The following is a 24,529-nucleotide window of genomic DNA, read 5'->3' on the forward strand; positions in this document are numbered from 1 at the left end:
GCGTCACGCCACTGCGAGCCTGTACGGTTTGACAAGGCAATCGGCAGGCACGCCCCAGCTCTGCTTCAGCTTGAAGATCATCTCGACGGTCAAGGCCCGCTTTCTGTTGATGATTTCCGATGCGCGCGAACGCGAACCCAACAGCTCTGCAAGGTCGCTCTGAGTGCGCCCCGTCATCTCCATGAAGCCTTGAAGAAAGGCAATCGGCTCGTGATCGACGGGAACGAAATTTCTGTTCTCATAGGCCTCTATGAGATCGGAAAGGACATCAAAACGGTCCGCGTCCTTGCTTCCCTTCTCAGGCGGGTGGTCGAAATAGGGAGTAACCTCAGCAATCGCCCAATCGAAATCGTCCTGGTTCCTGATCGGCCTGATATTATCCATCATATCCTCTCCGGATCGATCCGGTCGTATTCCGAATGAGTGCCGACAAACTTGATGAGAACGCGGCGATATTCATAAGCGACGTGTACAATGAGGCGATATTTATTGCCGCCGATGTCGAATATGATCCGGTTGTCGGCGACGAAATCAACTTTCGAGCCGAACATCCGCTTCACGTCCGCTGGACCGGACCATTCGGCCTTGCTGACCGCAAGGTACCAAAACTCAAGCGGCCCCTTTGCTTGCGGGTGACGCTCCCAGAACGATCTCAGGGTAGATTTTGCAATCACCTGCACGCCGGCAACATATTCCCAATACGGGAACATTTCAAGAGCGCCGATCACTCTTGACGCATGCCCATCTCTCTGGCCTTATCCAACCCATGATCAGCTTTGTCGCCCATGTGCATCTTACCATGACCATTCGCCCTGCAGGGCGCGTGGCGGGTTTGGCGCGTTAGCCGATCATCCGTCCGCCCACCCTGCCGAATGATGGCAGGGATCGGTGTTTCCGCTCTGCCTCGGCAAAAGACCCAAGGAGAGCAGAAATGTCAGATTTGGATAATCCACCTTTAGACCCGGACGCGCGATGGCCTGAAGGCCTGTCGATCCGCGCCCGCACGCCTGCCGATGCCCCCGCGATCGCCGCCCTGCACAACCTGCCCGGCTACCGTTACGGAACGTTGCGCACGCCCCACCACACGCCGGAAGAGATCCGCAAGGGGATAGAAAACACGTCAAGCAATTCCTTCAGCCTCGTCGCCGAATTGGATGGCCGCATCGTTGGTGATTGCGGGCTGACCCGTTTTGCCAATCACCGCCGGGCGCATGCAGGCAGTATCGGCATGGGGGTCCACGACGCCTATCAGGGTCGCGGCATCGGCAGTGCCATGATCGGCGAAGTGCTCGCCGTCGCCGACCGCTGGCTGAACCTGAAACGCGTCGAGCTGACCGTCTATACCGACAACGAGCCGGCACTGGCGCTTTATCGCAAATTCGGCTTCGAGGTCGAAGGCCATCTCAAGACCTTCGGTTTCCGCGACGGCCAATTTGTCGATGCCTATACGATGGCGCGCATCAAGACCTGACGATCACCCGATAAAGACCAGCCACTCGTCCTCGTCCATCACCTCGACGCCGAGTTCCCTTGCCTTGTCGAGCTTGGAGCCGGCGCCGGGGCCCGCGACGACGTAATCGGTCTTTTTCGACACCGATCCGGCCACCTTGGCGCCAAGGCTCTCCGCGCGGGCCTTGGCCTCGTCGCGGGTGAATTTTTCGAGGCTGCCGGTGAAGACCACGGTCTTGCCTGCGATCGGGCTGCCGCTGGCTGCGATCTGCTCGGCTTCCTGCGGCGTCACTTCGGCCAGCAGCCGGTCGATCACCTCGACATTGCGCGGCTCCTTGAAGAATTCGACGATGGCGCGGGCGACGATCTCGCCGATGCCCTCGATATTGTTCAGATCGTTCCAGGCATCGCCGGAAAGCTCCGCCGCTTCCTTCATCGCCTTTTCAAAGGCCTCATAGGTGCCATAGGCACGCGCCAGGAGCTTGGCATTGGTCTCGCCCACATGCCGGATGCCGAGCGCATAGATGAGGCGATGCAGCGCGATAGTGCGCCGCTCGTCGATCGCATCGAACAGTTTCTTGACGCTGACCTTGCCGAAACCGTCGATATTCTCGAGCTTGGTGAGCGTCGAGCCTTCCTGCCGCTTCTTCAGCGTGAAGATGTCCGGCGCGGTGCGCACCCTCAGCGACTCGTCTTCCGCCTCGAAGAAGAAATCGATCTGCTTGGCGCCCAGTCCTTCGATATCGAAGGCGGCGCGCGACACGAAATGTTTCAGATGTTCGATGGCCTGCGCCCGGCAGACGAAACCACCTGTGCAGCGCGTCACCGAATCGAGCTTGCCGGTCTTCTCGTTCTTCTCCCGCACCGCATGGCTGTCGCAGACCGGGCATTTTTTCGGGAATTCATAAGGCACGGCGCCCGAAGGCCGCTTTTCCATCACCACGTCGAGCACTTGCGGGATGACGTCGCCGGCGCGCTGCACGATGACAGTGTCGCCGACGCGGATATCGTGCTCCTCCTCGCGAATGCGCTCGCCGGAATTGCCGATGCCCTTGATGTAATCCTCATTGTGCAGCGTCGCATTGGTGACCACGACGCCGCCGACCGTGACCGGCGTCAGGCGCGCCACGGGCGTCAGCGCGCCGGTGCGGCCGACCTGGATGTCGATCCGCTCCACATGGGTAAATGCCTGCTCAGCCGGGAATTTATGGGCCGTTGCCCAGCGCGGCGAGCGCGAACGAAAGCCGAGACGACCCTGCAGGTCGAGCCGGTCGACCTTGTAGACGACGCCGTCGATCTCGTAATCGAGATCGGGGCGTTTCAGGCCGATATCCTTGTAATGGGCGATAATATCCTCGACCGAGGTCAAACGCTTCATCAGCGGATTGACCGGAAAGCCCCATTCCTTGAATTTCTCCACCATGCTCATCTGGGTATCGGCCGGCATTTCCGACATCTCGCCCCAGGCGTAGGCGAAAAATTTCAGATTGCGGCTGGCAGTCACCTTGGCATCGAGCTGACGCAGCGACCCGGCGGCCGTGTTGCGCGGATTGACATAGGTCTGCTTGCCCTCCGCCTCCATCTTGGCATTGAGCGCCAGGAACTCGCTCTTGGTCATATAGACCTCGCCGCGCACCTCAACGACATCGGGTGCGCCGGCCGGTAGGCGATTGGGGATCTCCTTGATCGTCTTGATGTTTTCCGTGACGTTTTCACCGGTCGTACCGTCGCCGCGGGTGGCGGCATTCACCAGCCTTCCCTGCTCGTAGCGGATCGACATGGAAAGCCCGTCGATCTTCGGCTCGGCGGTGAAGGCAATGGAATCGTCCGGCAACTGGCCGAGGAAGCGATAGACGGAGCCGACGAAATCGCGCACGTCCTCGTCGGAAAAGGTGTTGTCGAGCGACAGCATCGGCCGCGAATGGGTGATCTGCGCGAAGGTCGCGAGCGGCGCTGCACCGACGCGGACCGTCGGGCTGTCGGCGCGGATCAGCTGCGGAAACCGCTTCTCGATCGCATCATTGCGCCGTTTCAGCGCGTCATAGTCAGCGTCGGAAAGCTCCGGTGCGTCATGGCCGTGGTAAAGCTCGTCATTGCGGGCGATCTCGGCCGCGAGGAACGCCAGCTCAGCGGCGGCCTGTTCCTCGGTGAGGTTTTCGACGGGCGTTTTTTCGGCGGACATCTGGCTCTACTCCTCGGAAATCGCGAGTCGTTTTGTAGAGCAAATTTTGGAGATGGGAAGGGTGGGACGAGATGCTGGAGGGATAGGAAGTGCCGTGTCATACCCCCCTCTGCCCTGCCGGGCATCTCCCCCTCAAGGGGGGAGATCGACTTGTGGCAACGTCTCGGCCATCTCCAGCGTTGAGCTTTGGGTGATGTTAGTGCGCCCAGCCAATCTCCCCACCTGAGGGGGAGATGCCCGGCAGGGCAGAGGGGGGTATGACAGGGCGCAGCGTGGAGCGAGACCCCCCCTTACCCCTTACCTGCCAGCAAACTCTTCGCCGCAGCCCTCGCCTCGTCCGTCACCGAAGCACCAGCCAACATCCGCGCAATCTCTTCCGTGCGATGCTCCGGCTCCATCGTCGCAACCCGTGTGGCGATCTTGTCGCTCCCCTCGCCCGCCGGTCCCTTGGAGATCAGAAGATGCGTCGCCGCCCTCGCCGCCACTTGCGGCGCGTGGGTGACGGAGAGCACCTGTACCTTGTCGGAAAGCCGCTTCAGCCGCTGGCCGATCGCATCCGCCACCGCACCACCAACGCCCGTATCGATTTCATCAAAGACCAACGTCGGCGCCGAGCCGCGGTCGGCGAGCGCTACCTTGAGCGCGAGCAGGAAACGCGAGAGTTCGCCACCGGAAGCGACCTTCATGATCGGGCCGGGACGCGTGCCCGGATTGGTCTGGACGTGGAATTCAACCGTGTCGATACCCTCGGCGATCGCCTGTTCGGCATCACTGGTGACATCCACCATGAAACGGGCGCGTTCCAGCTTCAGGGCCGGCAGTTCGGCCATGACGGCAGCAGCAAGCGCCTCGGCGCCGTGACGACGCTTTTCCGAAAGCGCTATGGCAGCCACATCAAAGGACGCCTTGCCGGCAGCCGCGAGCTTTTCGAGTTCGCCGAGCTTTTCCTCGCCGGCATCGAGATCGGCAAGATCGGCGGCCATCTTCTGGGCCAGTGCCGGCAGGTCGGTGACCGGAACCGAATATTTGCGGCCGGCGGCGCGCAATGCAAAAAGCCGCTCCTCGACACGCTCCAGCTCGCGCGGATCGAATTCGGTACGGCGCAGCGCCGTTTCGACTTCCATCTGGGCATTGGAAAGATGGTTGAGCGCCTGATCCAGCAGCTCGACCGTCTCTTCCAGCAGACCCGGCGCCTCATGGCTCTTGCGCTCCAGCCGGCGGACCATGGAGGCGATCAGCGGCACGGGCGAAGCGTTGCCGTTGAGAAATTCGGAAGCCTCGGCGATATCGCCGGCAATCCGCTCGGATTTCTGCATCTGCGAACGTTTTTCGGCGAGCTCATCCTCTTCGCCATCGCGCGGCGAAAGCGTCTCCAGCTCCTCGACGGAGGCGCGGATATAATCGGCCTCACGGGCGGCAGCCTCCACCTTGGCGCGATGCGTCTTGAATGCCCGCTCCGCATCCTTCCAGGACTTGTAGAGGCCGGAAACCTGCAGCACTTCCTCGGATAGACCGGCAAAGGCGTCGAGCAGCATGCGGTGCGCGTCCGTGTCGATCAACGCCCGGTCGTCGTGCTGTCCGTGGATCTCGACGAGAAGCTGGCCGGCCTGGCGCATCAGCTGCACGCTGACGGGCTGGTCGTTGATCGAGGCGCGCGTGCGGCCGTCCGCCGACTGGATGCGGCGGAAAATCAGGTCGCCGTCGTCGTCGAGACCGTTGTCGCGCAGAAGCTTGCGGGCCGCATGGCTGCCGCCGACGTCGAAGACCGCCGTTACCTGCCCCTTGTCCTCGCCATGGCGCACAAGGCCGCCATCGCCGCGGCCGCCGAGCGCCAACGAGAGACTGTCGAGCAGAATGGATTTGCCGGCGCCGGTCTCGCCGGTCAGCACGGAAAGGCCGGTCTCGAATGCCAGATCAAGACGCTCGATCAGAACGATATCGCGGATCGACAACTGGATCAGCATGTTTCCTCGACCTTGCGCCGCAGGTTACGCGCCGATGAGCTTGGCTCCGGCCCGCGAAATCCACGACCCCTTGTTCTCGCGAGGCTCGACGCCTCCCGATTGAAGCAGCTTGTAGGAATCGCCGTACCACTGGCTGTCCGGATAATTGCGTCCGAGAACGGCGGCAGCGGTCTGGGCCTCTTCCACGATGCCCATCGCATAATAGGCCTCGGTGAGTCGCGCCAGCGACTCTTCCACCTGGTTGGTGTTGGAATATTGCTCGACGACGTTGCGGAAGCGCTGGATGGCCGCGAGATATTCCTTGCGTTCCAGGTAATAGCGGCCGATCTGCATTTCCTTGCCGGCCAGCTGGTCGCGGGCAAAGCGGATTTTCGCCTGCGCGTCCTCGACATATTCCGACTTCGGATAATCCTTGACGACCTTGGTCATCGCCTCGATCGTCCGCTGCGACATGCGCTGGTCCTGCGTGACGTCGGAAATCTGCTTGGAATAGGACAAACCGATCAGATACTGCACATAGGCCGAATCTTCCGAGTTCGGATATTGCGACATGTAGCGGTTGCCGGTGGCGATCGCTTCGTCGTTGCGATTGAGGCGGTATTTGGTGAACGTGCTCATCACAAGCGCCTTGCGGCCCCATTCGGTGAACGGGTTCTGCTTGTCGATCGAATCGAACTTGCGGCTCGCTTCCGTGACATTGCCCGCCTTCATGTTGGCAAGGCCCTGATTGTAGAGCACTTCCGGCGAATCGGTCTCCATGCCGAGCTTGGTGATGTCGATGTCCGGGTCCGACTGGCAAGCCGTGACGCCAAGGCCGGCGCCGACCAGTACGAGCGAAACAAGGACAGCCCTTGCCGCTTTACGCATTCCAACAGACCTTACATGGTTCATTCGACAGTTCCTGCTCGTCCCGCGCTTGAAAGCCCGCTAAGCCTCTACCCATAAAAGCAAAGCGAGAGCAACGCAATGATGGCGCTTTAATGCATTTTTGTGGCGAATGCGGTGTCCGAGAGCATCTCTCCAAAAGAAAAGGCCGCTTCCGGGGAAGCGGCCAAGTCGACTGGACCTAAATCTTTCACGCCCCGATACCTTCAAGCAAAGCCCGGTGTCAGCTCAGGCATGCTGACCGGCACGAACTCACGAGCCCGCACCCGCGCCGAGCGCGACGACGGCGCCTCGACGATTTCGTAAGCCGTCGGATCGCTCATCAGCGCCTTCAGCGCGTTGGCGTTCATCTTGTGGCCGCCGCGATAGGAACGGTAGCAGCCGATGAACTGCGCACCGGCAAGCGCCAGGTCGCCGACGGCGTCCAGCGTCTTGTGACGAACGAATTCGTCCACATAGCGCAGGCCTTCGACATTGACGATCGTATCGTCGTCGGAGATGACAACGGAATTCTCAAGCGACGAGCCCAGCGCATAACCGGCGGCCCAGAGACGCTCGACATCGCGCATGAAGCCGAAAGTGCGGGCGCGGGACAATTCCTGCTTGAAGGTCTGCGCGGTCAGCTCACCGTTCCAGCTCTGGCGGCCGATCAGCGGCGAGGTGAAATCGATCTCGACTTCGAAACGCGTGCCGTCATACGGGCGGAACTCGGACCAGGATGCACCGGAATCGATACGAACCGGCTTCAGGACGCGGATATAACGGCGCTTGATGCCGAGATTGACGATACCGACCTGTTCGATCGCCTCGATGAACGGAAACGAGCTGCCGTCCATGATCGGCATTTCGGCGCCATCGACTTCGACCATGACATTGTCGATGCCGAGCGCGTAAAGCGCGGCCATTACATGTTCGATCGTTGCGACCCACTTGGCCGGCGAGGTGCCGAGGATGGTGCAGAGATCGGTCGGGCCGACCTGCGAGGAAACGGCGCGGTATTCGACCGAGCTGCCGTCCTGGAAAACGCGGGAGAAAATCACGCCGCTATTAGCTTCGGCGGGCTGGAAAGTGATGCCGACGGGCGCGCCAGAATGAACACCGATACCCCTGAGCGTTACCGGGGCGGCGATGGTGGTCTGGAAACCGAGCAATCCGATGGTCATACTTACTGCCTTATTCTCATCGTTCTCCCCCTGCCCGACGAAATGGACCAGGGGGATCCGAATGTTATCCGACGCCTGCTATATGCTGCTTGCCTGAATCGGCGAGGTCCCTTGTGGCGTCTTTTCAGCATCCTTCATACGCAGCCATTCCGTACATTCCAAATCACTGTTCGTTTCGGATTGTTACGTTGCTAAGTGCGTAGAGTTACAGGCAAAACGCACAAAGACCCGGATCGTTGACCCGGGCCTTTTACACATTTCGTGACCGCCGTTAATGCGGCTTGCGAATTAGTTGGACTGGCGGCGCAGGAAGGCCGGAATTTCCAACTGATCATCCTCATGATGCGAGGCCTGCGGAGCCTGGCGACCATGATCGTCAAGGTTGCCGCGACGCGGTGCGTAGAGGCTGGCTTCGGCCGAAAGCGGACGGCGCTGCTGGGGTGCCGGAGCAGGGGCCGCGGGCTCGACATGAGCCTGCTCTTCATCGCGACGGCCAAGCGAGTTGCGGATCTTGCTGAGCAGACCCATCGGGCCGCGCTCTTCCTGCACGTGGTGAACCGGCTGGGCGCGATGTTCCATCTCGGCCTTCACGACCGGCGGGAAATCCTCGACCTTCGGCATGCGGACCGGCTCGACAATCTGCGAGACGGACGGTGCGATCGGCTCGCGCTGCATCGGCGGGGCGACCCGCTGTACCGGCTGCTGCATGACCGGGGCCGGCTGCATCTGCATCGGAGCAGGCTGCTGCATGACCGGCTGTGCCGGGCGGCTCATGACCGGAGCCGGAGCTTCCGGAGCGGCTGCAAAGAGACGGCTCTGCGGGCGGAACTCTTCCTGCGGCTGCTGCATGACCGGAGCGGCCTGCTGCATGACCGGCTGCTGGACGGGAGTAATGCGCGGCTCGGCGATCGCCAGTTCACGCTCCATTTCGGCTTCCGCCATGCGGATCGTCTCGGCGATCGGGTCGAACGCCGGCTTCGGAGCAGGTGCGGCCTGCATGACCGGGGCCTGCTGCAGGACCGGAGCGGGCTGCTGCATAACCGGGGCCGGCTGCTGCATGACAGGAGCCGCCGGGATAGCGATCGAAGGACGAATGATCGGCTTGGCAGCCGCACGCATTTCAGCGGAGCGGATATCGAGCGACTGAGCGGCACGATCGATACCGGTTGCCACGACAGACACGCGGATCAGGCCTTCCAGCGCTTCGTCGAAAGTCGCGCCGAGGATGATGTTGGCATCCGGATCGACTTCTTCGCGGATGCGGGTCGCGGCTTCGTCGACTTCAAACAGGGTCAGGTCGCGACCGCCGGTGATGGAGATCAGGAGGCCCTGAGCGCCCTTCATCGAGGTTTCGTCGAGCAGCGGGTTGGCGATCGCGGCTTCGGCGGCCTGCATGGCACGGCCCGGGCCGGATGCTTCGCCGGTGCCCATCATCGCACGGCCCATTTCGCGCATCACCGAGCGGACGTCGGCGAAGTCGAGATTTATCAGACCTTCCTTGACCATCAGGTCGGTGATGCAGGCAACGCCCGAATAGAGAACCTGGTCGGCCATTGCGAAAGCGTCGGCGAAGGTCGTCTTGTCGTTGGCGATGCGGAAGAGGTTCTGGTTCGGGATGACGATCAGCGTGTCGACCGACTTCTGCAGTTCCTGGATGCCCGATTCGGCAAGGCGCATGCGGCGCTGGCCTTCGAAGTGGAACGGCTTGGTGACGACGCCGACGGTCAGGATGCCCTTGGAACGGGCTGCCTGTGCAACGACCGGGGCGGCACCCGTGCCGGTGCCGCCGCCCATGCCGGCGGTGACGAAGCACATATGCGTGCCATGCAGGTGATCGATGATCTCCGGCAGGCATTCTTCAGCGGCGGCGCGACCGACTTCCGGCTGCGAGCCCGCGCCGAGACCTTCGGTGACCTGGACACCCATCTGGATGACCTTTTCGGCCTTGGTCATGGTCAGTGCCTGGGCATCCGTATTGGCGACGACGAAGTCGACACCTTCCAGGCCGGCCGTGATCATGTTGTTGACGGCGTTACCGCCGCCGCCACCAACGCCGAATACGGTGATGCGCGGCTTAAGCTCGTTAATTTCCGGCTTTTGCAGCTTGATGGTCATTGCAGCAGTTCCTTCTTCTTCTGGCCGCATCGCCGCCGGCCAATTCATTTCAACCTTGCTTGACGCTCAGGGCCTTTGCCCAATCGTCAAAAACTTTCCTTCAGCCACTGGCCCACGCGGGCCAGCCTGCCGTTACCGTTGCCGAGCGAGGACATCAGCCCCCCCTGCGCGGCGTGTGTTTCCATGTCCGCCACCTGCGGATAGATCATCAGGCCGACCGCGGTCGAAAATGCGGGGCCCTTGGCCGCCTGCGGCAGGCCCGAGACGCCCATCGGACGGCCGATGCGGACATTGCGCGCCAGAATGCGGCGGGCAGTCTCCGAAAGGCCAGTCAGCTGGCTGGCACCACCGGTCAACACGACGCGCTTGCCGACGATCGGGCTGAAACCCGACTTCTGGATGCGGTCGCGGATCAGCTCGAGGGTTTCCTCAATACGGGCGTTGACGATGCGGGTGACGAGCGAGCGCGGCACCTGGGTCGGCTGGTCGCGGTCGTCCTCGCCGATCGGCGGAACCGAAATTACGTCGCGCTCGTCGGCGCCGTTGGCGACCGACGAACCGTGCACGACCTTCATCCGCTCGGCATCTTCGATACGGGTCGAGAGGCCGCGTGCGAGGTCGGTCGTCACATGATGACCACCGAGGCTGATCGCATCGGTATGAACAAGCTTGCCTTCGGCAAACACGGAGATCGTCGTCGTGCCGCCGCCCATGTCGATCGCCGCGCATCCGAGTTCGACTTCGTCGTCGACGAGCGCTGCAAGGCCGCTGGCATAAGGCGTCGCCACCATGCCTTCGACGGAAAGGTGCGCGCGGTTGATGCAGAGTTCGAGGTTCTTCAGCATCACCCGTTCGGCCGAGACCACGTGCATGTCGACGCCGAGTTCATCGCCGTACATGGAGAGCGGATCGCGGATGCCGCGCTCGCCATCCAGCGAGAAACCGGTCGGCAGAGAATGCAGGATCGCGCGGTCCTGACGCTGCGACTGATGGCTCGCGGCAACCAGAACCTTCTTCAGATCCGACTCTTCGACTTCCTGGCCGCCGAGATCGATCGTCGCGGTGTAGATGTCGCTCGAGAGGCGGCCGGCGGAAACGTTGACGATCAGGCTGTCGACGGTGAGGCCCGCCATGCGCTCGGCCGCATCGACGGCAAGCCGCACGACGCTTTCGGCGGCATCCAGATCGGCGATCACGCCCGACTTCATCCCGCGGGAGCGCTGATGGCCGATGCCGATGATCTCGATGTGATGGGTACGGCCAGGCAGAACCTGGCTTTCCTGGCGCGGGGTCAGCCGGGCGATCATGCAGACCACCTTGGTTGAACCGATGTCCAGAACGGAAACGACATGCGAACGCTTGGAGGAAAGCGGCTTCATGCGGGGCAGACCGAAGTGAGAGGAGGAACCGAACATGCTCACGACTGCTCTCCGAGCTTCTTCAACGCCTTGGCGCGCACTTCAAGTGCGTCCTTGCGTCGATCGACCGCTGCGGGGGTCAGTTGGATTGTGGTGCGATCTTCGAGACGAAGATCGACAGCCGCCACGTCACGCTCCAGCACGCCCTGCTCCTTTTCGAGGCGGGCAAGCACGGTTAGCGCCTTGGCGACATTGTCTTCCGGCAATTTCAGGACGACGCCGTTGTCGAGATGCAGGTCCCAACGGCGGCCGGCGACACGCACATAGGCCTTCACCCGGTTCTTCAGATCGGGCCAGCCGGCCATTTCATGTTCGAACGTCGAAGCGCCCTGCTCTGCATTGCGACCGACGAAGAGCGGCAGCGAGGCGAACTTGTTGTCGCGCAGCGGCGCGATGACGGCGCCGTTCTTTTCGATCAGCGACAGTTCCGAACCGTGCTGCCAGATACCGAAAGCCTGACGTTCTTTGAGCATCACCTCGATCGTGCGCGGATAGATCTTGCGGACCTCGGCATATTCGACCCAGGGAAGAGACGAAAGCTTGCGGCGGGCCGCATCGATATCGAGCGCCACGAGCGAGGTCGTGCCGTCGAGGCCAAGCAGCTGCAGGATGTCGATTTCCGACGTCTGGTCATTGCCGGAGACGCGCACATCCTCGATCGCAAAGCCGATGGTCGCCGTGGTCGCCTGAGCAACATCATGGCCATGGCCGCCGACGGCCATGCCGTAGAGACCGACCGCCGCAAAGAATGCGAAGGAAGCAGCCGTGCCCGTATGGGCCGGGATATGGATACGGCCCGTCGCCAGGCTCACGCAGAAGCGGACAGCCTTGCGAAGCGGACGCGGCAGGACACGGCGCTCTTCGACGCCGAGATAAAGAGCCTGAGAACGGCCGCGCGGTTCACCCGACTTTTTGCCGATCATCGCAAACACGAAGCGTCCTCCACCATCCAACGGACGAGTTCACCAAAGGAGTGACCGGCATGACCGGCCATTTCGGGCACCAGGGAGGTGGGCGTCATACCCGGCTGAGTGTTGATCTCAAGCCAGATCAGTTCGCCATTCTCGGAGAAGCGGTCGTCGTAGCGGAAGTCTGAACGACTGACGCCACGGCAGCCCATCGCCTGATGCGCCTTGAGCGCCAGTGTTTGAATCTTTTGGTAAATATTCGGTGAAATTTGCGCCGGAATGACGTGTTTCGAACCACCGGCCGCGTATTTCGCATCATAATCGTAGAAGGCATGGTTCATGGGTACCACCTCGGTCACGCCGAGCGCCACATTCCCCATCACGCCGCAAGTCAGCTCGCGGCCGTAGACATACCGCTCGACCATGACGCTATCGCCGTAACGCCACTCGGACGAACCGATGATCTGCGGCGGATGCGACTGATTCTCCTGCACGATCACCACGCCGAAGGACGAACCTTCGCGAACCGGCTTGACGACGTAAGGCGGCTTGATCGGGTGCTGATTGCCGATATCAAGGCGATTGAGAACTTTGGCTTCGGCAACCGGAACGCCGGAAGCCTTCGCGACATGCTTTGCCTGCTGCTTGTCCATCGCAAGTGCGGAAGCGAGCACGCCGGAATGAGTGTAGGGGATTTCCAGATATTCAAGAATGCCCTGAATGGTACCGTCTTCACCGAACGGACCGTGCAAAGCATTGAAGGCGACATCCGGCCTCAACTCGGAAAGAACCGCAGCAACGTCGCGACCCACATCGACCCGCGTAACGCGATAGCCCTCGCCTTCCAGCGCATCAGCGCAGGCATTGCCCGACGACAGGCTGACAGGCCGCTCGGAGGAAAAACCTCCCATCAGAACTGCTACATGCTTGTCGGTCATCGGCTCACTCTCGCAAAAAGGATTACACTCTTTACTTCGACGCTTGCCCGAAGCTTTTGCTTGGGTTCCGCGAAGGCCTTTTCGTCAGGGCGATTCCCGATGTGTAAGGCATGCCTGAATTAATGCCCCAATATGGTTAACAAATCGTTTACCTTGATTAATCCCATCGGCCAAAGGCATGAAAACTAACGAAAAAATACTGCCTTGAAAGTTAACGCGCGACCGATGGCGGCAGGCTGCGCGACGGAATCGCCAGTCATGATTCCATGCAAAAAGCCCGCCCGGCACTTGGCCGAGCGGGCTCCGTTGATCGCAACGATCATGCCTGAAGGTCAGGCGACAGCCGGGCCCGTCGTGGCAGCCGTGCTGTCAGGCGTATTCACGACCTTCCACGCCATGGCCCCGGCCGCGGCGCCGAGGATGGGAGCGACCCAGAAGAGCCACAGCTGGCCCAGCGCCCAGCCGCCGGCAATCAGGGCAACGCCAGTCGAACGGGCCGGATTGACGGACGTGTTGGTGACCGGGATCGAGATCAGGTGGATCAGCGTCAGCGCCAGTCCGATCGCGATCGGCGCGAAACCAGCCGGCACTTTCGGGCCTGTCGCGGCCAGAATGATGAAGATGAAGAAACCGGTCAGCACCATTTCGATGATCAGCCCGGATGTCAGCGAATAACCGCCCGGCGAATGTTCGCCGTAACCGTTGGACGCAAAGCCGCCCACCTGGAAATCAGCCTTCCCCGAAGCAACGAGATAAAGCACGAAGGCGGCAACGATCGCGCCGGCGACCTGCGCCACGACGTAATACGGAAGTTCGGACGTCTTAAACCGTCCGGCAAGCGCCAGACCGACCGAGACGGCCGGATTGAAATGACCGCCGGAAATGCCGCCCACCGCATAAGCCATGGTCAGGACGGTCAAGCCGAACGCCAGTGCCACGCCGGTGAAGCCGATACCGAGTTCCGGAAATGCCGCGGCGAGAACCGCACTGCCGCATCCGCCGAAAACCAACCAAAATGTGCCGAGAAATTCGGCTGAAAATTTTCTGAACATTATAATCCCCCTGCTGCCGCACCTGCCGGCCCACTGCCGACCTCCGGTGCACGCGATTGCAGCGCGGGAATATACAACCTTTTCAACTGAACGCACAGTGAACAAGAGAATTCGAAAAAGCCGATGGATGCAGGTTCCGATGAGAGACGCCTGGTGTTTAGACAAAACATAAGAAAATGCCGCCAAGCTTTTGGCTTAGCGGCATTTTCGCATATTCGACAATAAAAATATTGCCCGCATATCCGGCGATCGTTATTCGGTCGTGGCCCCCTGGAACGGACGAACCTCGCGGCCCGGCATGAAAACGCCGAGACGCTTGATTTCCCATTCCAGCTTGATGCCGGCATTTTCGAAAACGCGCTGGCGGACCATTTCGCCGAGATATTCGAGATCGTAACCGGTCGCATGGCCGATATTGATCATGAAATTGCAGTGCAGCGACGACATCTGCGCGCCGCCGTTCATCAATCCGCGGCCGCCGGCCTCGTCGATCAGCTTCCAGGCCGAATGGCCTTCCGGATTCTTGAAGGTCGAACCACCGGTCTTTTCCTTGACCGGCTGCACCGTCTCGCGATGCTGGCGAACCGCATCCATCTCGGCACGGATCTTGGCGCGGTCTTCCGGGTACCCCTCGAAAACCGCATGGGTGAAGATCATGTCGGCCGGTACCGAGGAATGCCGGTAGCTGTAGCCCATGTCCGCATTCGAGAAGACATGCTTCTCACCCTTGCGGTCGATCGCATGCACCTCGACGACGCGGCCGGACGTATCGCCGCCATTGGCGCCGGCATTCATGCGCAGCGCTCCGCCGATCGAGCCGGGAATGCCGTAATAGAAGGCGAAGCCGCCGATGCCGTTGTCCATCGCCATCGCGGCGATATGCTTGTCAGGGCAGATGGCACCGGCCTGGATGCGATTGTCGCCGACAAGGTCGAGACCGCCGAAGCCCTTGGCCGAGAGGCGCAGCACGACACCCGGAATGCCGCCGTCGCGCACGAGCAGGTTGGAGCCGACACCGACCACGGTCAACGGCACCTCTTCAGGCAGGATTTTCAGGAATGCCGAAAGATCGTCGACATCATGAGGCTGGAACATCAGTTCCGCGAGACCACCCGCCTGGAACCAGGTTACGCGATCCATCGGCGCATCAGGCGTCAAGCGCCCGCGCAGCTCATTGACGCCATCCCCAAGTGACGCCAGCAGTTTTTCCCCATTCACCTGCTTCATTCTCACTGTCCCGAAATGCTTTCCAGTTCCCTCGGCAAAGCTGCCGCCCATTGCGTGATATTACCTGCCCCCAGAAGAACCACAAAATCACCCGGTTTCGCAATGCCCGATACTATCGACGCGAGTTCGGTCGGTGATGCCATATAGCGTGCATCCCGATGTCCGCCCGAGCGGATACGCGACACCAGCGTTTCCGAATTCGCCCCTTCGATCGGCTCTTCGCCCGCCGCATAGACCGGCGCGAGGATGATGCTGTCGGCATCGTTGAAGCAGGTCGCGAAGTCTTCGAACAGGCTCGCGAGACGGGTATAACGGTGCGGCTGATGCACGGCGATGATCCGGCCCTTGCAGGCTTCGCGCGCCGCCTTCAGCACCGCCTTGATCTCCACCGGATGGTGACCGTAATCGTCGAAGATAGAAACGCCGTTGACCGTGCCGGTCAGCGTGAAGCGGCGCTTTACGCCGGAGAAGTTCGCCAGCCCCTTGCGAATGCCCTCTTCCGAAATGCCAAGCCGGTTGGCGACGGCGATCGCCGCGGTAGCATTGGAAATATTGTGGCGACCCGGCATCGGCAGCGTCAGGTCGTTGAAATTGAAGACCCGGCCGGTGCGGCGGCGGCGGATTTCCACGTCGAAGATCGATTTGGTGCCTTCGATGCGGACGTTGAAGAATCGCGCGTCGGCCTGCGGGTTTTCGCCATAGGTGACGATCTTGCGGTCTTCGATACGGCCGACCAGTGCCTGGACTTCCGGATGGTCGATGCAGAGCACGCCAAAGCCATAGAACGGAACGTTTTCGACGAACTGCCGGAAAGCCGCGCGCACGGCATCGAAATTGCCGTAATGATCGAGGTGTTCAGGGTCGATATTGGTGACGACGGCGACATCGGCCGGCAGTTTCAGGAAGGTGCCGTCCGATTCGTCGGCCTCGACCACCATCCACTCGCCCTCGCCCATGCGGGCATTGGTGCCGTAGGCATTGATGATGCCGCCATTGATGACGGTTGGGTCGAGCCCACCTGCTTCGAGAAGCGTCGCAACCATCGAGGTCGTCGTCGTCTTGCCATGCGTGCCGCCGATGGCAATCGCATTGCGGAAACGCATGAGTTCGGCCAGCATTTCGGCGCGCCGCACGACCGGCAGCGAGCGTTCGCGGGCGACGATCAGCTCCGGATTGTTCTTCTTGATGGCAGTCGAAACGACCACGACTTCGGCGTCACCAAGATTGTCGGCCTGATGGCCGACGAAAACCGGGATGCCCTTGTCGCGCAGGCGCTGCACGTTGGCGCCGTCCGACTGGTCGGAGCCCTGAACCTTATGGCCAAGATTGTGCAGCACTTCGGCAATGCCGCTCATGCCGATCCCGCCGATGCCGATGAAATGAACGAGCCCGATGGCCTTCGGCATCTTCATGCGCCTGCTCCTGTATTCTTCTGTTTTTTGAATTCCGAAATCGATTTGCGCTCCGCAAGAACCTCCACCATGTCGGCAAGAAGGCTGGCTGCATTGGGACGCCCGGCAGACCTAGCGGCCGCGGCGATCTTTTCAAGCCGGTCCGGCTCCTTCATCGCCGCCGAGATCAGGCCGGAAAGCTTTTCCGGCGAAAGCTCCGACTGCGGCACGACCTGCGCGCCGCCGGTCGCAACGAGTGCGGCGGCATTGGCAGCCTGGTCATGATCCAGCGCATGCGGGTAAGGAACGAGGATCGAAGGACGGCCGATCACGGCGATTTCCGAAACGGTGGAGGCGCCGGAACGGCAGATCACCAGATGTGCCATCGAAAGCCGCTCGGCCATGTCCGAGAAGAACGACGAGATATCCGCCGGCGCCTTCAGCTTGGAAAAGCAGGACATCACCCGGTCCTTGTCTTCCGGCCGCGCCTGCTGCGTCACCACCAGCCGCTCGCGATCCGCCTTGTCGAGCAGGCTCAGCGCCGTCGGCACGGCGGAGGAGAAATATTGCGCGCCCTGGCTGCCGCCGAATACGACAAGCCGGAACGGATCATTGCCGCGCGAGGCGACATAGGGAACGTTTGCTGCGGCCAGCACGGCCGGACGCACCGGATTACCCGTCGTCACCGTCTTGTCCGCATAGGGACCGCTATCTTCCGGAAGAAAGCCGCCGGCAATCGCCTGCACCTTGGCGGCAAGCGCCTTGTTGGCGCGGCCCATCACCGCGTTCTGCTCATGGATCATCGACGGCACACCCATCGAGGTCGCGGCCATCAGCGGCGGCGCGGTCGGATAACCGCCGAAACCGACGACAGCGAGTGGCTTCAGCCGGCTGATCAGCCGGCGCGCGGCGCGCAGACCGGTAAACAGCTTCCAGCCGGTGCGGGCCAAAGCGATCGGGTTCTTCGAAGTGAAGGTTGCGGACGCAACGACATGGATTTCGTCGGCCGGAAACGTGCCGGCGAAACGCTCTGCACGGCTGTCCGTCACCAGATGCACGGAATAGCCGCGCTGCTTGAGCTCATGCCCAAGTGCTTCGGCTGGGAAAACATGGCCGCCGGTTCCCCCGGCGGCAAGCAGGATGATGCCTTTGCTCATCTAAATTACTCCGCCGGCACACCATGGGCGACGCGGAACAGGCTCCGCTCCTGCGCCCGCTTTTCCGGGCGATGGCGCGTCAGCGCCAGAATGAAGCCCGCCGTGATGCAGATCGCGATCATCGACGAACCACCATAGGAGATCAGCGGCAGCGTCATGCCCTTGGCCGGCATAAGTTCGAGGTTCACGCCGATATTGATCATCGACTGCATGCCGATCTGCAGGACGAGGCCCGCGACGGCAAAACGGTTGAAGTCATTGCGCTCCTTGAAGGCGTGGTTCAAGCCGCGCAGCACTATGAAGGCGAAAATCGCCACCATCACCATACAGAAGATAATGCCGAATTCTTCCGCTGCAACGGAGAACACGAAGTCGGTATGGCTGTCTGGTAGGATGCGCTTGACAATGCCCTCGCCCGGACCCTGGCCGAACCAACCGCCCTGCAGGATCGCCTCATGCGCGGTCTCGATCTGGAAACGGTCGCCTTCGCCGGTCAGGAACTTGTCGAAACGCGCCGTCACGTGCGGCAGCATGTAATAGGCCGCCACGATGCCGCCCGCGCCGACGCCTCCAAGCAGCATGATCCACAGCCAGGGCATGCCGGCCATGAAGAACATGCCGCCCCAGACGACGCTGGTCAGAATGGTTTGGCCAAGGTCAGGCTGAGCGACGAGCAACGCCACGACGATGCCGAACAGGATGATGGCGAAGAGATTGCCTGGGATTTCCGGCTGCCGGGCATGTTCGGCGAACAGCCAGGCGCAGACCACCACGAAGGCGGGCTTCATGAATTCCGATGGCTGGATCGAGAACATCCCGACGCCGATCCAGCGCCGCGCGCCCTTGACCTCGACGCCGAAGAAAAGCGCCAGCACCATCAGGGCCAGCGCGACGGCAAGCAGCACGATCGCGGTGCGCCGCACCTGCCGCGGCGTCAGAAACGAAAGCCCGATCATGGTGATCAGCGACGGGATGACGAACAGCGCGTGACGCTCCACGAAGTGGAAGCTGTCGAGCCCGATTCGCTCGGCCACGGCCGGCGAAGCGGCAAACGAGAGCATGAAGCCGATACCCATCAGCATGATGAAGGCGGCGAGGAAGAAACGGTCGATCGTCCAGAACCAGTCTGCGAGCGGCCCACGGTCTGCGCGGCTTACCATCTTTCAGTCTTCCCTTCCGTCCTGATCCACCAAGCGTGAGATCAAACAGTCAAATCAGCCCAAACGGTCAAATGAGCATCGTAACGCCGGCGAGCGCTGCGACATGGCCCACGAATGCATCTCCGCGGACTTCGAAATTCTTGAACTGATCGAAGCTGGCGCAGGCCGGCGACAGCATCACCGCGGATGCCGTCGTGTCGGCTGCAGCATCCGCCGCCGCATGCTCGACCGCCCTTTCGAGCGTGCCCGAAATCTCGTAGGGCACCGCCTCGCCGAGGGTCGCGGCAAACGCCGGAGCTGCCTCTCCGATCAGATAGGCTTTGACGATACGCGGAAAGAGTGGTGCGAGGCTTGCGATCCCGCCTTCCTTGGGAAGACCGCCGGCAATCCAGTAGATCCGGTCGTAGCTGGACAGCGCAGGTGCTGCCGCATCCGCGTTGGTCGCCTTCGAATCGTTGACGAAGACAACCTGATTGCGCTTGCCGACGGGCTGCATGCGATGCTTCAGGCCCGGGAAGGATTTGAGACCCTCACGGATTTCATCCTTCGACACACCAACCGCAAGGCAGGCGGCGATCGCCGCCGCGGCGTTCTGGGCATTGTGGCTGCCCTTCAGCGTCTGGATACCGTCGAGATCAAGGAGCAGAGACGATGCGCCAGCATGCGCCTCGATAATCTTCGAGCCCTCGGCATAAAGACCATTCTCAACGACGCTACGCTTGGAAATGCGCTGCACATTGACGCCGGCCCGTTCGACGCGGTCGGCGATCAGCGTGCAGAACGTATCGTCGACGCCGATCACCGCGGTCTCGGCACCGGCGACAAGGCGCTCCTTGACGTCGGCGTAATGCTGCATCGTGCCGTGACGGTCGAGATGGTCTGGTGTCAGGTTGAGCAGAATGCCGGCGGTCGGATTGAGCGTCGGCGCCAGATCGATCTGGTAGGACGAGCATTCGACGACGAAATAACGTTCGGCCTTCGGCGGGTCGAGGGTGAGGATCGCCGTACCGATATTGCCGCCGAGCTGCGTGTCGCGGCCGGAGGATTTCAGGATATGGGCGATCAGCGCCGTGGTGGTCGACTTGCCGTTGGTACCGGTAATCGCGATGAACGGGCAATCGGGCGCATGCGCCCGGCGCTCGCGCACGAAAAGCTCGACATCACCGATGATCTCGACGCCGGCTGCCCGCGCCAGATCGACGCTCCAATGCGGCTTCGGATGCGTGAGCGGCACGCCCGGCGATAGAACGAAGGCCGCCTGCGCCTGCCAGTCGATCGTGCGCAGGTCCGCGGTCGCAATCCCCTCAGCCGTTGCCTTGGCGACGCTATCCGGATTGTCGTCCCAGGCGGTTACCTTGGCACCCCCCGCAACCAGCGCCCTGGCAGTCGCAAGACCGGAGCCGCCGAGACCGAAAAGCGCGACCTGCTTATCCTTGAAAGTGGTGACCGCGATCATCAACTCTTACCGCAGCTTGAGCGTCGAAAGGCCGAGCAGTGCAAGACCGACCGCGATGATCCAGAAGCGGATGACCACCTGGCTTTCCGTCCAGCCGAGCTTTTCGAAATGGTGGTGGATCGGCGCCATCAGGAAGACGCGCTTGCCGGTCATCTTGAAGAAGCCGACTTGGATGATGACCGACAGCGTCTCCATCACGAACAGGCCGCCGATGATCGCCATGACGATCTCATGCTTGGTGGCAACGGCAACCGAGCCGATCAGGCCGCCGAGCGCCAGCGAACCCGTGTCGCCCATGAAGATGGCGGCAGGCGGCGCATTGAACCACAGGAAGCCAAGGCCTGCCCCGATCACCGCGCCTAGAATGACGGCAAGCTCACCGGTGCCGGGCACGAAATTGATCTGCAGATAACCCGCGAACACGACGTTACCGGCGAGATAGGCAATGACGCCGAAGGATGCGGCGGCGATCATGACAGGCACGATGGCCAGACCGTCGAGGCCGTCCGTCAGGTTGACGGCATTGCCGGCCGCGACGATGACGAAGCCGCCGAACAGCACGAAGAACACGCCGAGATTGATGAAAAGGTCCTTGAAGAACGGAAAGGCGATCGAAGTGCCGAGCGTCGGATTGGTAGTGGCACCGGTCGCAAGCGCCATGCGCATCATGAAGAACACCGCGATACCGGCGATGACGAACTCAAGTCCCAGACGCGCCTTGCCGGAAAAACCCTTATCGGTCTGCTTCGTGACTTTCAGATAATCGTCATAGAAGCCGATCGCGCCGAAACCGAGCGTCACAAGCAGTGTCGCCACCACATAGACGTTGGAAAGGTCGGCCCAGAGCAAAGCCCCGCCGACAATGCCGGCAAGGATCATCAGCCCGCCCATGGTCGGCGTGCCGGCCTTCTTGAAATGCGTCTGCGGCCCGTCGGCCCGGATCGGCTGCCCCTTGCCCTGGCGGACACGCAGCGAATTGATCATCCCCGGCCCGAACAGGAAGACGATGAACGCCGAGGTGAAGAGCGCGGCTCCGGTCCGGAACGTGATATATCGGAACAGGTTGAAAAACTGGACCTTGTCCGACAATTCCACAAGCCACATCAGCATCAAGCGCCCTTTCCAGAAGTCGCATCTTCGGTCGATTGGCGCTCCGTGTCGGAGAATGCCGGGTAGTTGTCAAGCAAAGCTGCAACAATCTTGCCGAAGCCGATGCCGAGCGAGGACTTGACCATGACCACATCCCCGGGGATCACCGAGCGCACCACGAAATCGGCGAGATCGGCCGTTTTTTCGAAATACGTCACTTCGACGCTGTCCGGCAGCGATTCCTTGAGCGCTGCCATTTCTTTTCCTGCAAGCCAGACATGTTCGATGCCGGCGGCAAGCAGCGGGCCGGCAAGTTCCTCGTGAACCTCCTGGGAAAACTCGCCCATTTCCAGCATGTCGCCGAGCACGGCGATGCGCCGGCCATTGATTTCAGGAGCAGAGGAAGCAAGCAGTGCGATGGCCGCACGCATCGAAGCCGGATTAGCGTTGTAGCTTTCGTCGATCAGGGTCAGATGGCCCTCGCCGATGCCGAGCAGATGCCGCTCGCCGCGGCCCTTGACTGCTCTGAGTTCTGCCATAGCCTGCATCGCCTTCGGCATATCCGCGCCGACCAAAAGGCAGGCGCCAAGTACCGCCATGGCATTCTCGGCAATATGGCGGCCGGGCGCACCGATATGGACTTCCGAGGTCTCGCCGTTCAGCACGGCCCAGACGGTCGAGCTTTCGGCATTGCCGTCGAAATCCGCCAGCCGGAAATCCGCCTTGGCATGCTGTCCGAAGGTCCGGACATGCGGGACGCCGACGGCATTGGCCTGAGCTTCGAGGAATTCGAACTGCGGGATATCGCGGTTGAGGATGGCCACGCCGCCCGGCTCCAGGCCTTCGAAAATCTCGGCCTTGGCGGCCGCGATCTCTTCGAGATTCTTGAAATGCCCGAGATGCGCCGCGGCGATCGTGGTGATGATCGCCACATGCGGACGCACCATCTGCACCAACGGACGGATTTCGTCCGCATGGTTCATGCCGATTTCGAAGACGCCAAAATTCGTGTCCGCCGGCATGCGGGCAAGCGTCAGCGGCACGCCCCAGTGATTGTTGAACGAGGCGACGGCCGCATGCACTTTGCCCGACGGCACCAGTGCGTGGCGCAGCATTTCCTTGGTGGTCGTCTTACCGACCGAACCGGTAACGGCGACGATCCGGGCGCGGCTGCGCTCCCGCGAGGCGAGCCCCAGCCGGCCGAGTGCAGCCAGCACGTCGTCGACAACGATCAACGGCGCGCTCAGACGGCCGAGCGCCGGAAGCTTGCCTTCGGAAACGACGATGACGGACGCACCATTGGCGGCCGCCAAGCCGGCAAAGTCATGACCATCGACCCGGTCGCCCTTGATGGCGAAGAAGGCTTCGCCCTGGCCGATGGAACGGCTGTCGATCGAAATGCCGGTAATGCCTTCCGGCAGGTTGCCCACAGGACGGCCGCCCATGGCAGCCGTCATCTCTTCGGAAGTCCACAGCAAGCTCACGACTTCAACTCCTCCAACGCCTTACGTAGTTCGACATGATCCGAGAACGGCAGCACGGTGGTGCCGATCGTCTGCCCCTCTTCATGTCCCTTGCCGGCGACAATCAGCGTATCGCCGGAATGCAGCATCAGCGCTGCAGCGCGGATCGCCTGGGCGCGATCACCAATTTCGATGGCGCCAGGTGCTGCCGCCATGATTTCCGAGCGGACGACGGCCGGCACTTCGGAGCGCGGATTGTCGTCGGTAACGATCACAACGTCGGCAAGCCTTGTCGCCACCTCACCCATGATCGGCCGCTTGCCCTTGTCGCGATCGCCACCGCAGCCGAACACCACGATGACGCGGCCGGTCGTGAAGGGACGAACGGAGGTCAACACGTTTTCCAGCGCATCCGGCTTGTGGGCGTAATCGACATAGGCCGGCGCGCCTTCCAGCGTCTGGCCGACCAGTTCGAGACGGCCCGATGCACCGACCAGCTTTTCAAGCGCGGCCATGGCAACGGGAGCCGGCACGCCGGTGGACATGGCAAGACCTGCCGCAACCAGCGCATTGGAAATCTGGAAATCACCGGCGAGCGGAATATCGACTTCGAAAATCTGGTCCTTGAAATGGATTTCGGCCATCTGCTTGTGACGGAAATGCTCGACCCGCTTCAGCGCGAGATAATCGCCGCGACGGCCGACTGTGCGAACTTCGAGACCCGAAGCCGTTGCTACCCGGATCGCTTCTTCCGACCACGCATCATCGGCAAAGATCACTGCCGGTGCGCCCTTCGGCATCAGCGTATCAAACAGCCGCATCTTGGCGGCCATGTATTCCTCGATCGTCGGATGATAATCCATGTGGTCGCGACCGAGATTGGTGAAGCCGGCGGCGGCCAAACGCACGCCGTCGAGGCGGCTCTGGTCGAGGCCGTGGCTGGACGCCTCCATCGCGGCGTGGGTCACGCCTTCGGCGGCAAGCTCGGACAGCAGTTTCTGCAAGTCGACCGGATCGGGCGTGGTCAGTGAGCCGTAGTCGTTGCGGGTCGGAGAAACGACGCCGGTTGTGCCGATCTGTGCGGCGGGATGGCCGGCATGTGCCCAGATCTGTCGCGTGAAGGACGCAACGGAGGTCTTTCCGGCCGTGCCGGTTACGGCCACCATCGTCTCCGGCTGCGCGCCGTAGAAACGGGCTGCGGCAAGCGCCAGGAGACGGCGCGGATTGGAAACGGAGAGAACCGGAATGCCGACATCGGCGGAATGCCCTGCGATTGCCGCAACCGCACCGCGGGCGGCCGCATCGCCGATATAACCGGCACCGTCGGCCTTCGAGCCTGCCAGTGCGGCAAACAGCATTCCCGGCTTGATCTTGCGGCTGTCGGAAGACAGTCCGGTGATCTCCAGATCGCCAGCCGGCCCGGCCATCAGTTCGGCGATCTCCGGAAAATATCCGGAGACCAGATCGCGTAATTTCATCGGCTCGTTCTTCATATGAGCGTCGTCCCCTCGA

Annotated in this window: 20 protein-coding genes; 1 reads left to right on the forward strand and 19 read right to left on the reverse strand. The window is 61.6% G+C overall.

Annotated elements, in window-relative coordinates; translation table 11 throughout:
* Window positions 1-3: 3 nt before the first annotated feature.
* A complete protein-coding gene (locus KX729_RS14725) occupies window positions 4-384 on the reverse strand; it encodes a helix-turn-helix domain-containing protein (protein WP_219743233.1) in 381 nt (126 codons plus the stop codon).
* Window positions 384-680, reverse strand: coding sequence for a type II toxin-antitoxin system HigB family toxin (locus tag KX729_RS14730; protein ID WP_219743716.1), 297 nt, complete (start codon window positions 678-680; stop codon window positions 384-386). The genes KX729_RS14725 and KX729_RS14730 overlap by 1 nt, the downstream gene beginning before the upstream one ends.
* Window positions 681-931: 251 nt before the next feature.
* On the opposite strand from KX729_RS14730, the gene KX729_RS14735 reads away from it, so the two are divergent.
* The gene (locus KX729_RS14735) at window positions 932-1,471 is read left to right on the forward strand and encodes a GNAT family N-acetyltransferase (protein WP_219743234.1); all 540 of its coding nucleotides are present in this window, start codon (window positions 932-934) and stop codon (window positions 1,469-1,471) included.
* Between the two features lie 3 nt (window positions 1,472-1,474).
* Here the strand turns inward: KX729_RS14735 and ligA are convergent, their stop codons facing one another.
* The 17 genes from ligA to KX729_RS14820 form a co-directional block, all read right to left on the reverse strand.
* Window positions 1,475-3,631, reverse strand: a complete 2,157-nt coding sequence (gene ligA / locus KX729_RS14740) for an NAD-dependent DNA ligase LigA (RefSeq protein ID WP_219743235.1) — start codon at window positions 3,629-3,631, stop codon at window positions 1,475-1,477.
* Between the two features lie 290 nt (window positions 3,632-3,921).
* Window positions 3,922-5,595 (reverse strand): DNA repair protein RecN, encoded by a 1,674-nt coding sequence (gene recN, locus KX729_RS14745; protein WP_219743236.1) that lies wholly within the window; start codon window positions 5,593-5,595, stop codon window positions 3,922-3,924.
* A gap of 24 nt (window positions 5,596-5,619) precedes the next feature.
* Window positions 5,620-6,486, reverse strand: coding sequence for an outer membrane protein assembly factor BamD (locus KX729_RS14750; RefSeq protein ID WP_219743237.1), 867 nt, complete (start codon window positions 6,484-6,486; stop codon window positions 5,620-5,622).
* Window positions 6,487-6,686: 200 nt separating this feature from the next.
* Window positions 6,687-7,643: a UDP-3-O-acyl-N-acetylglucosamine deacetylase gene (gene lpxC, locus KX729_RS14755; RefSeq protein WP_219743238.1), complete on the reverse strand. Its 957-nt coding sequence runs from the start codon at window positions 7,641-7,643 to the stop codon at window positions 6,687-6,689.
* Window positions 7,644-7,931: 288 nt separating this feature from the next.
* Entirely contained in the window at window positions 7,932-9,758 is a 1,827-nt protein-coding gene (gene ftsZ, locus KX729_RS14760; RefSeq protein WP_219743239.1) for a cell division protein FtsZ, read from the reverse strand.
* Between the two features lie 86 nt (window positions 9,759-9,844).
* Window positions 9,845-11,179 (reverse strand): cell division protein FtsA, encoded by a 1,335-nt coding sequence (gene ftsA, locus KX729_RS14765; protein ID WP_219743240.1) that lies wholly within the window; start codon window positions 11,177-11,179, stop codon window positions 9,845-9,847.
* Window positions 11,176-12,108 (reverse strand): cell division protein FtsQ/DivIB, encoded by a 933-nt coding sequence (locus KX729_RS14770; protein ID WP_312991031.1) that lies wholly within the window; start codon window positions 12,106-12,108, stop codon window positions 11,176-11,178. The genes ftsA and KX729_RS14770 overlap by 4 nt, the downstream gene beginning before the upstream one ends.
* A complete protein-coding gene (locus KX729_RS14775) occupies window positions 12,096-13,022 on the reverse strand; it encodes a D-alanine--D-alanine ligase (protein WP_219743241.1) in 927 nt (308 codons plus the stop codon). The genes KX729_RS14770 and KX729_RS14775 overlap by 13 nt, the downstream gene beginning before the upstream one ends.
* A 332-nt stretch (window positions 13,023-13,354) precedes the next feature.
* Window positions 13,355-14,074: an aquaporin Z gene (aqpZ, locus tag KX729_RS14780; protein WP_219743242.1), complete on the reverse strand. Its 720-nt coding sequence runs from the start codon at window positions 14,072-14,074 to the stop codon at window positions 13,355-13,357.
* 252 nt (window positions 14,075-14,326) lie between these two features.
* A complete protein-coding gene (gene murB / locus KX729_RS14785; protein WP_219743243.1) occupies window positions 14,327-15,301 on the reverse strand; it encodes a UDP-N-acetylmuramate dehydrogenase in 975 nt (324 codons plus the stop codon).
* A 2-nt stretch (window positions 15,302-15,303) separates the two neighbouring features.
* A complete protein-coding gene (gene murC / locus KX729_RS14790) occupies window positions 15,304-16,713 on the reverse strand; it encodes a UDP-N-acetylmuramate--L-alanine ligase (RefSeq protein ID WP_219743244.1) in 1,410 nt (469 codons plus the stop codon).
* Window positions 16,710-17,849, reverse strand: coding sequence for an undecaprenyldiphospho-muramoylpentapeptide beta-N-acetylglucosaminyltransferase (gene murG, locus KX729_RS14795; RefSeq protein ID WP_219743245.1), 1,140 nt, complete (start codon window positions 17,847-17,849; stop codon window positions 16,710-16,712). Before murG ends, murC begins: the two co-directional genes overlap by 4 nt.
* A 5-nt stretch (window positions 17,850-17,854) precedes the next feature.
* The gene (gene ftsW, locus KX729_RS14800) at window positions 17,855-19,009 is read right to left on the reverse strand and encodes a putative lipid II flippase FtsW (protein ID WP_219743246.1); all 1,155 of its coding nucleotides are present in this window, start codon (window positions 19,007-19,009) and stop codon (window positions 17,855-17,857) included.
* A 67-nt stretch (window positions 19,010-19,076) separates the two neighbouring features.
* Window positions 19,077-20,465, reverse strand: coding sequence for a UDP-N-acetylmuramoyl-L-alanine--D-glutamate ligase (murD, locus tag KX729_RS14805; protein WP_219743247.1), 1,389 nt, complete (start codon window positions 20,463-20,465; stop codon window positions 19,077-19,079).
* Between the two features lie 6 nt (window positions 20,466-20,471).
* The gene (gene mraY / locus KX729_RS14810; RefSeq protein ID WP_219743248.1) at window positions 20,472-21,575 is read right to left on the reverse strand and encodes a phospho-N-acetylmuramoyl-pentapeptide-transferase; all 1,104 of its coding nucleotides are present in this window, start codon (window positions 21,573-21,575) and stop codon (window positions 20,472-20,474) included.
* Complete coding sequence (locus KX729_RS14815) at window positions 21,575-23,038, reverse strand: UDP-N-acetylmuramoylalanyl-D-glutamyl-2,6-diaminopimelate--D-alanyl-D-alanine ligase (RefSeq protein WP_219743249.1); 1,464 nt, start codon at window positions 23,036-23,038, stop codon at window positions 21,575-21,577. Before KX729_RS14815 ends, mraY begins: the two co-directional genes overlap by 1 nt.
* Window positions 23,035-24,495, reverse strand: coding sequence for a UDP-N-acetylmuramoyl-L-alanyl-D-glutamate--2,6-diaminopimelate ligase (locus KX729_RS14820; RefSeq protein WP_219743250.1), 1,461 nt, complete (start codon window positions 24,493-24,495; stop codon window positions 23,035-23,037). The genes KX729_RS14815 and KX729_RS14820 overlap by 4 nt, the downstream gene beginning before the upstream one ends.
* Window positions 24,496-24,529 lie beyond the last annotated feature (34 nt).

The organism is Neorhizobium populisoli (assembly GCF_019430945.1).
GTDB classification, from domain to species: Bacteria; Pseudomonadota; Alphaproteobacteria; order Rhizobiales; family Rhizobiaceae; genus Neorhizobium; species Neorhizobium populisoli.

Bases quoted from the DNA above. Each gene is read 5' to 3' on its own strand.
- KX729_RS14725 (WP_219743233.1), bottom strand. From the start codon at position 384: ATGGATAATATCAGGCCGATCAGGAACCAGGACGATTTCGATTGGGCG.
- KX729_RS14735 (WP_219743234.1), top strand. From the start codon at position 932: ATGTCAGATTTGGATAATCCACCTTTAGACCCGGACGCGCGATGGCCT.
- ligA (WP_219743235.1), bottom strand. From the start codon at position 3,631: ATGTCCGCCGAAAAAACGCCCGTCGAAAACCTCACCGAGGAACAGGCC.
- recN (WP_219743236.1), bottom strand. From the start codon at position 5,595: ATGCTGATCCAGTTGTCGATCCGCGATATCGTTCTGATCGAGCGTCTT.
- KX729_RS14750 (WP_219743237.1), bottom strand. From the start codon at position 6,486: ATGAACCATGTAAGGTCTGTTGGAATGCGTAAAGCGGCAAGGGCTGTC.
- lpxC (WP_219743238.1), bottom strand. From the start codon at position 7,643: ATGACCATCGGATTGCTCGGTTTCCAGACCACCATCGCCGCCCCGGTA.
- ftsZ (WP_219743239.1), bottom strand. From the start codon at position 9,758: ATGACCATCAAGCTGCAAAAGCCGGAAATTAACGAGCTTAAGCCGCGC.
- KX729_RS14775 (WP_219743241.1), bottom strand. From the start codon at position 13,022: ATGACCGACAAGCATGTAGCAGTTCTGATGGGAGGTTTTTCCTCCGAG.
- aqpZ (WP_219743242.1), bottom strand. From the start codon at position 14,074: ATGTTCAGAAAATTTTCAGCCGAATTTCTCGGCACATTTTGGTTGGTT.
- murB (WP_219743243.1), bottom strand. From the start codon at position 15,301: ATGAAGCAGGTGAATGGGGAAAAACTGCTGGCGTCACTTGGGGATGGC.
- murC (WP_219743244.1), bottom strand. From the start codon at position 16,713: ATGAAGATGCCGAAGGCCATCGGGCTCGTTCATTTCATCGGCATCGGC.
- murG (WP_219743245.1), bottom strand. From the start codon at position 17,849: ATGAGCAAAGGCATCATCCTGCTTGCCGCCGGGGGAACCGGCGGCCAT.
- ftsW (WP_219743246.1), bottom strand. From the start codon at position 19,009: ATGGTAAGCCGCGCAGACCGTGGGCCGCTCGCAGACTGGTTCTGGACG.
- murD (WP_219743247.1), bottom strand. From the start codon at position 20,465: ATGATCGCGGTCACCACTTTCAAGGATAAGCAGGTCGCGCTTTTCGGT.
- mraY (WP_219743248.1), bottom strand. From the start codon at position 21,575: ATGCTGATGTGGCTTGTGGAATTGTCGGACAAGGTCCAGTTTTTCAAC.
- KX729_RS14820 (WP_219743250.1), bottom strand. From the start codon at position 24,495: ATGAAATTACGCGATCTGGTCTCCGGATATTTTCCGGAGATCGCCGAA.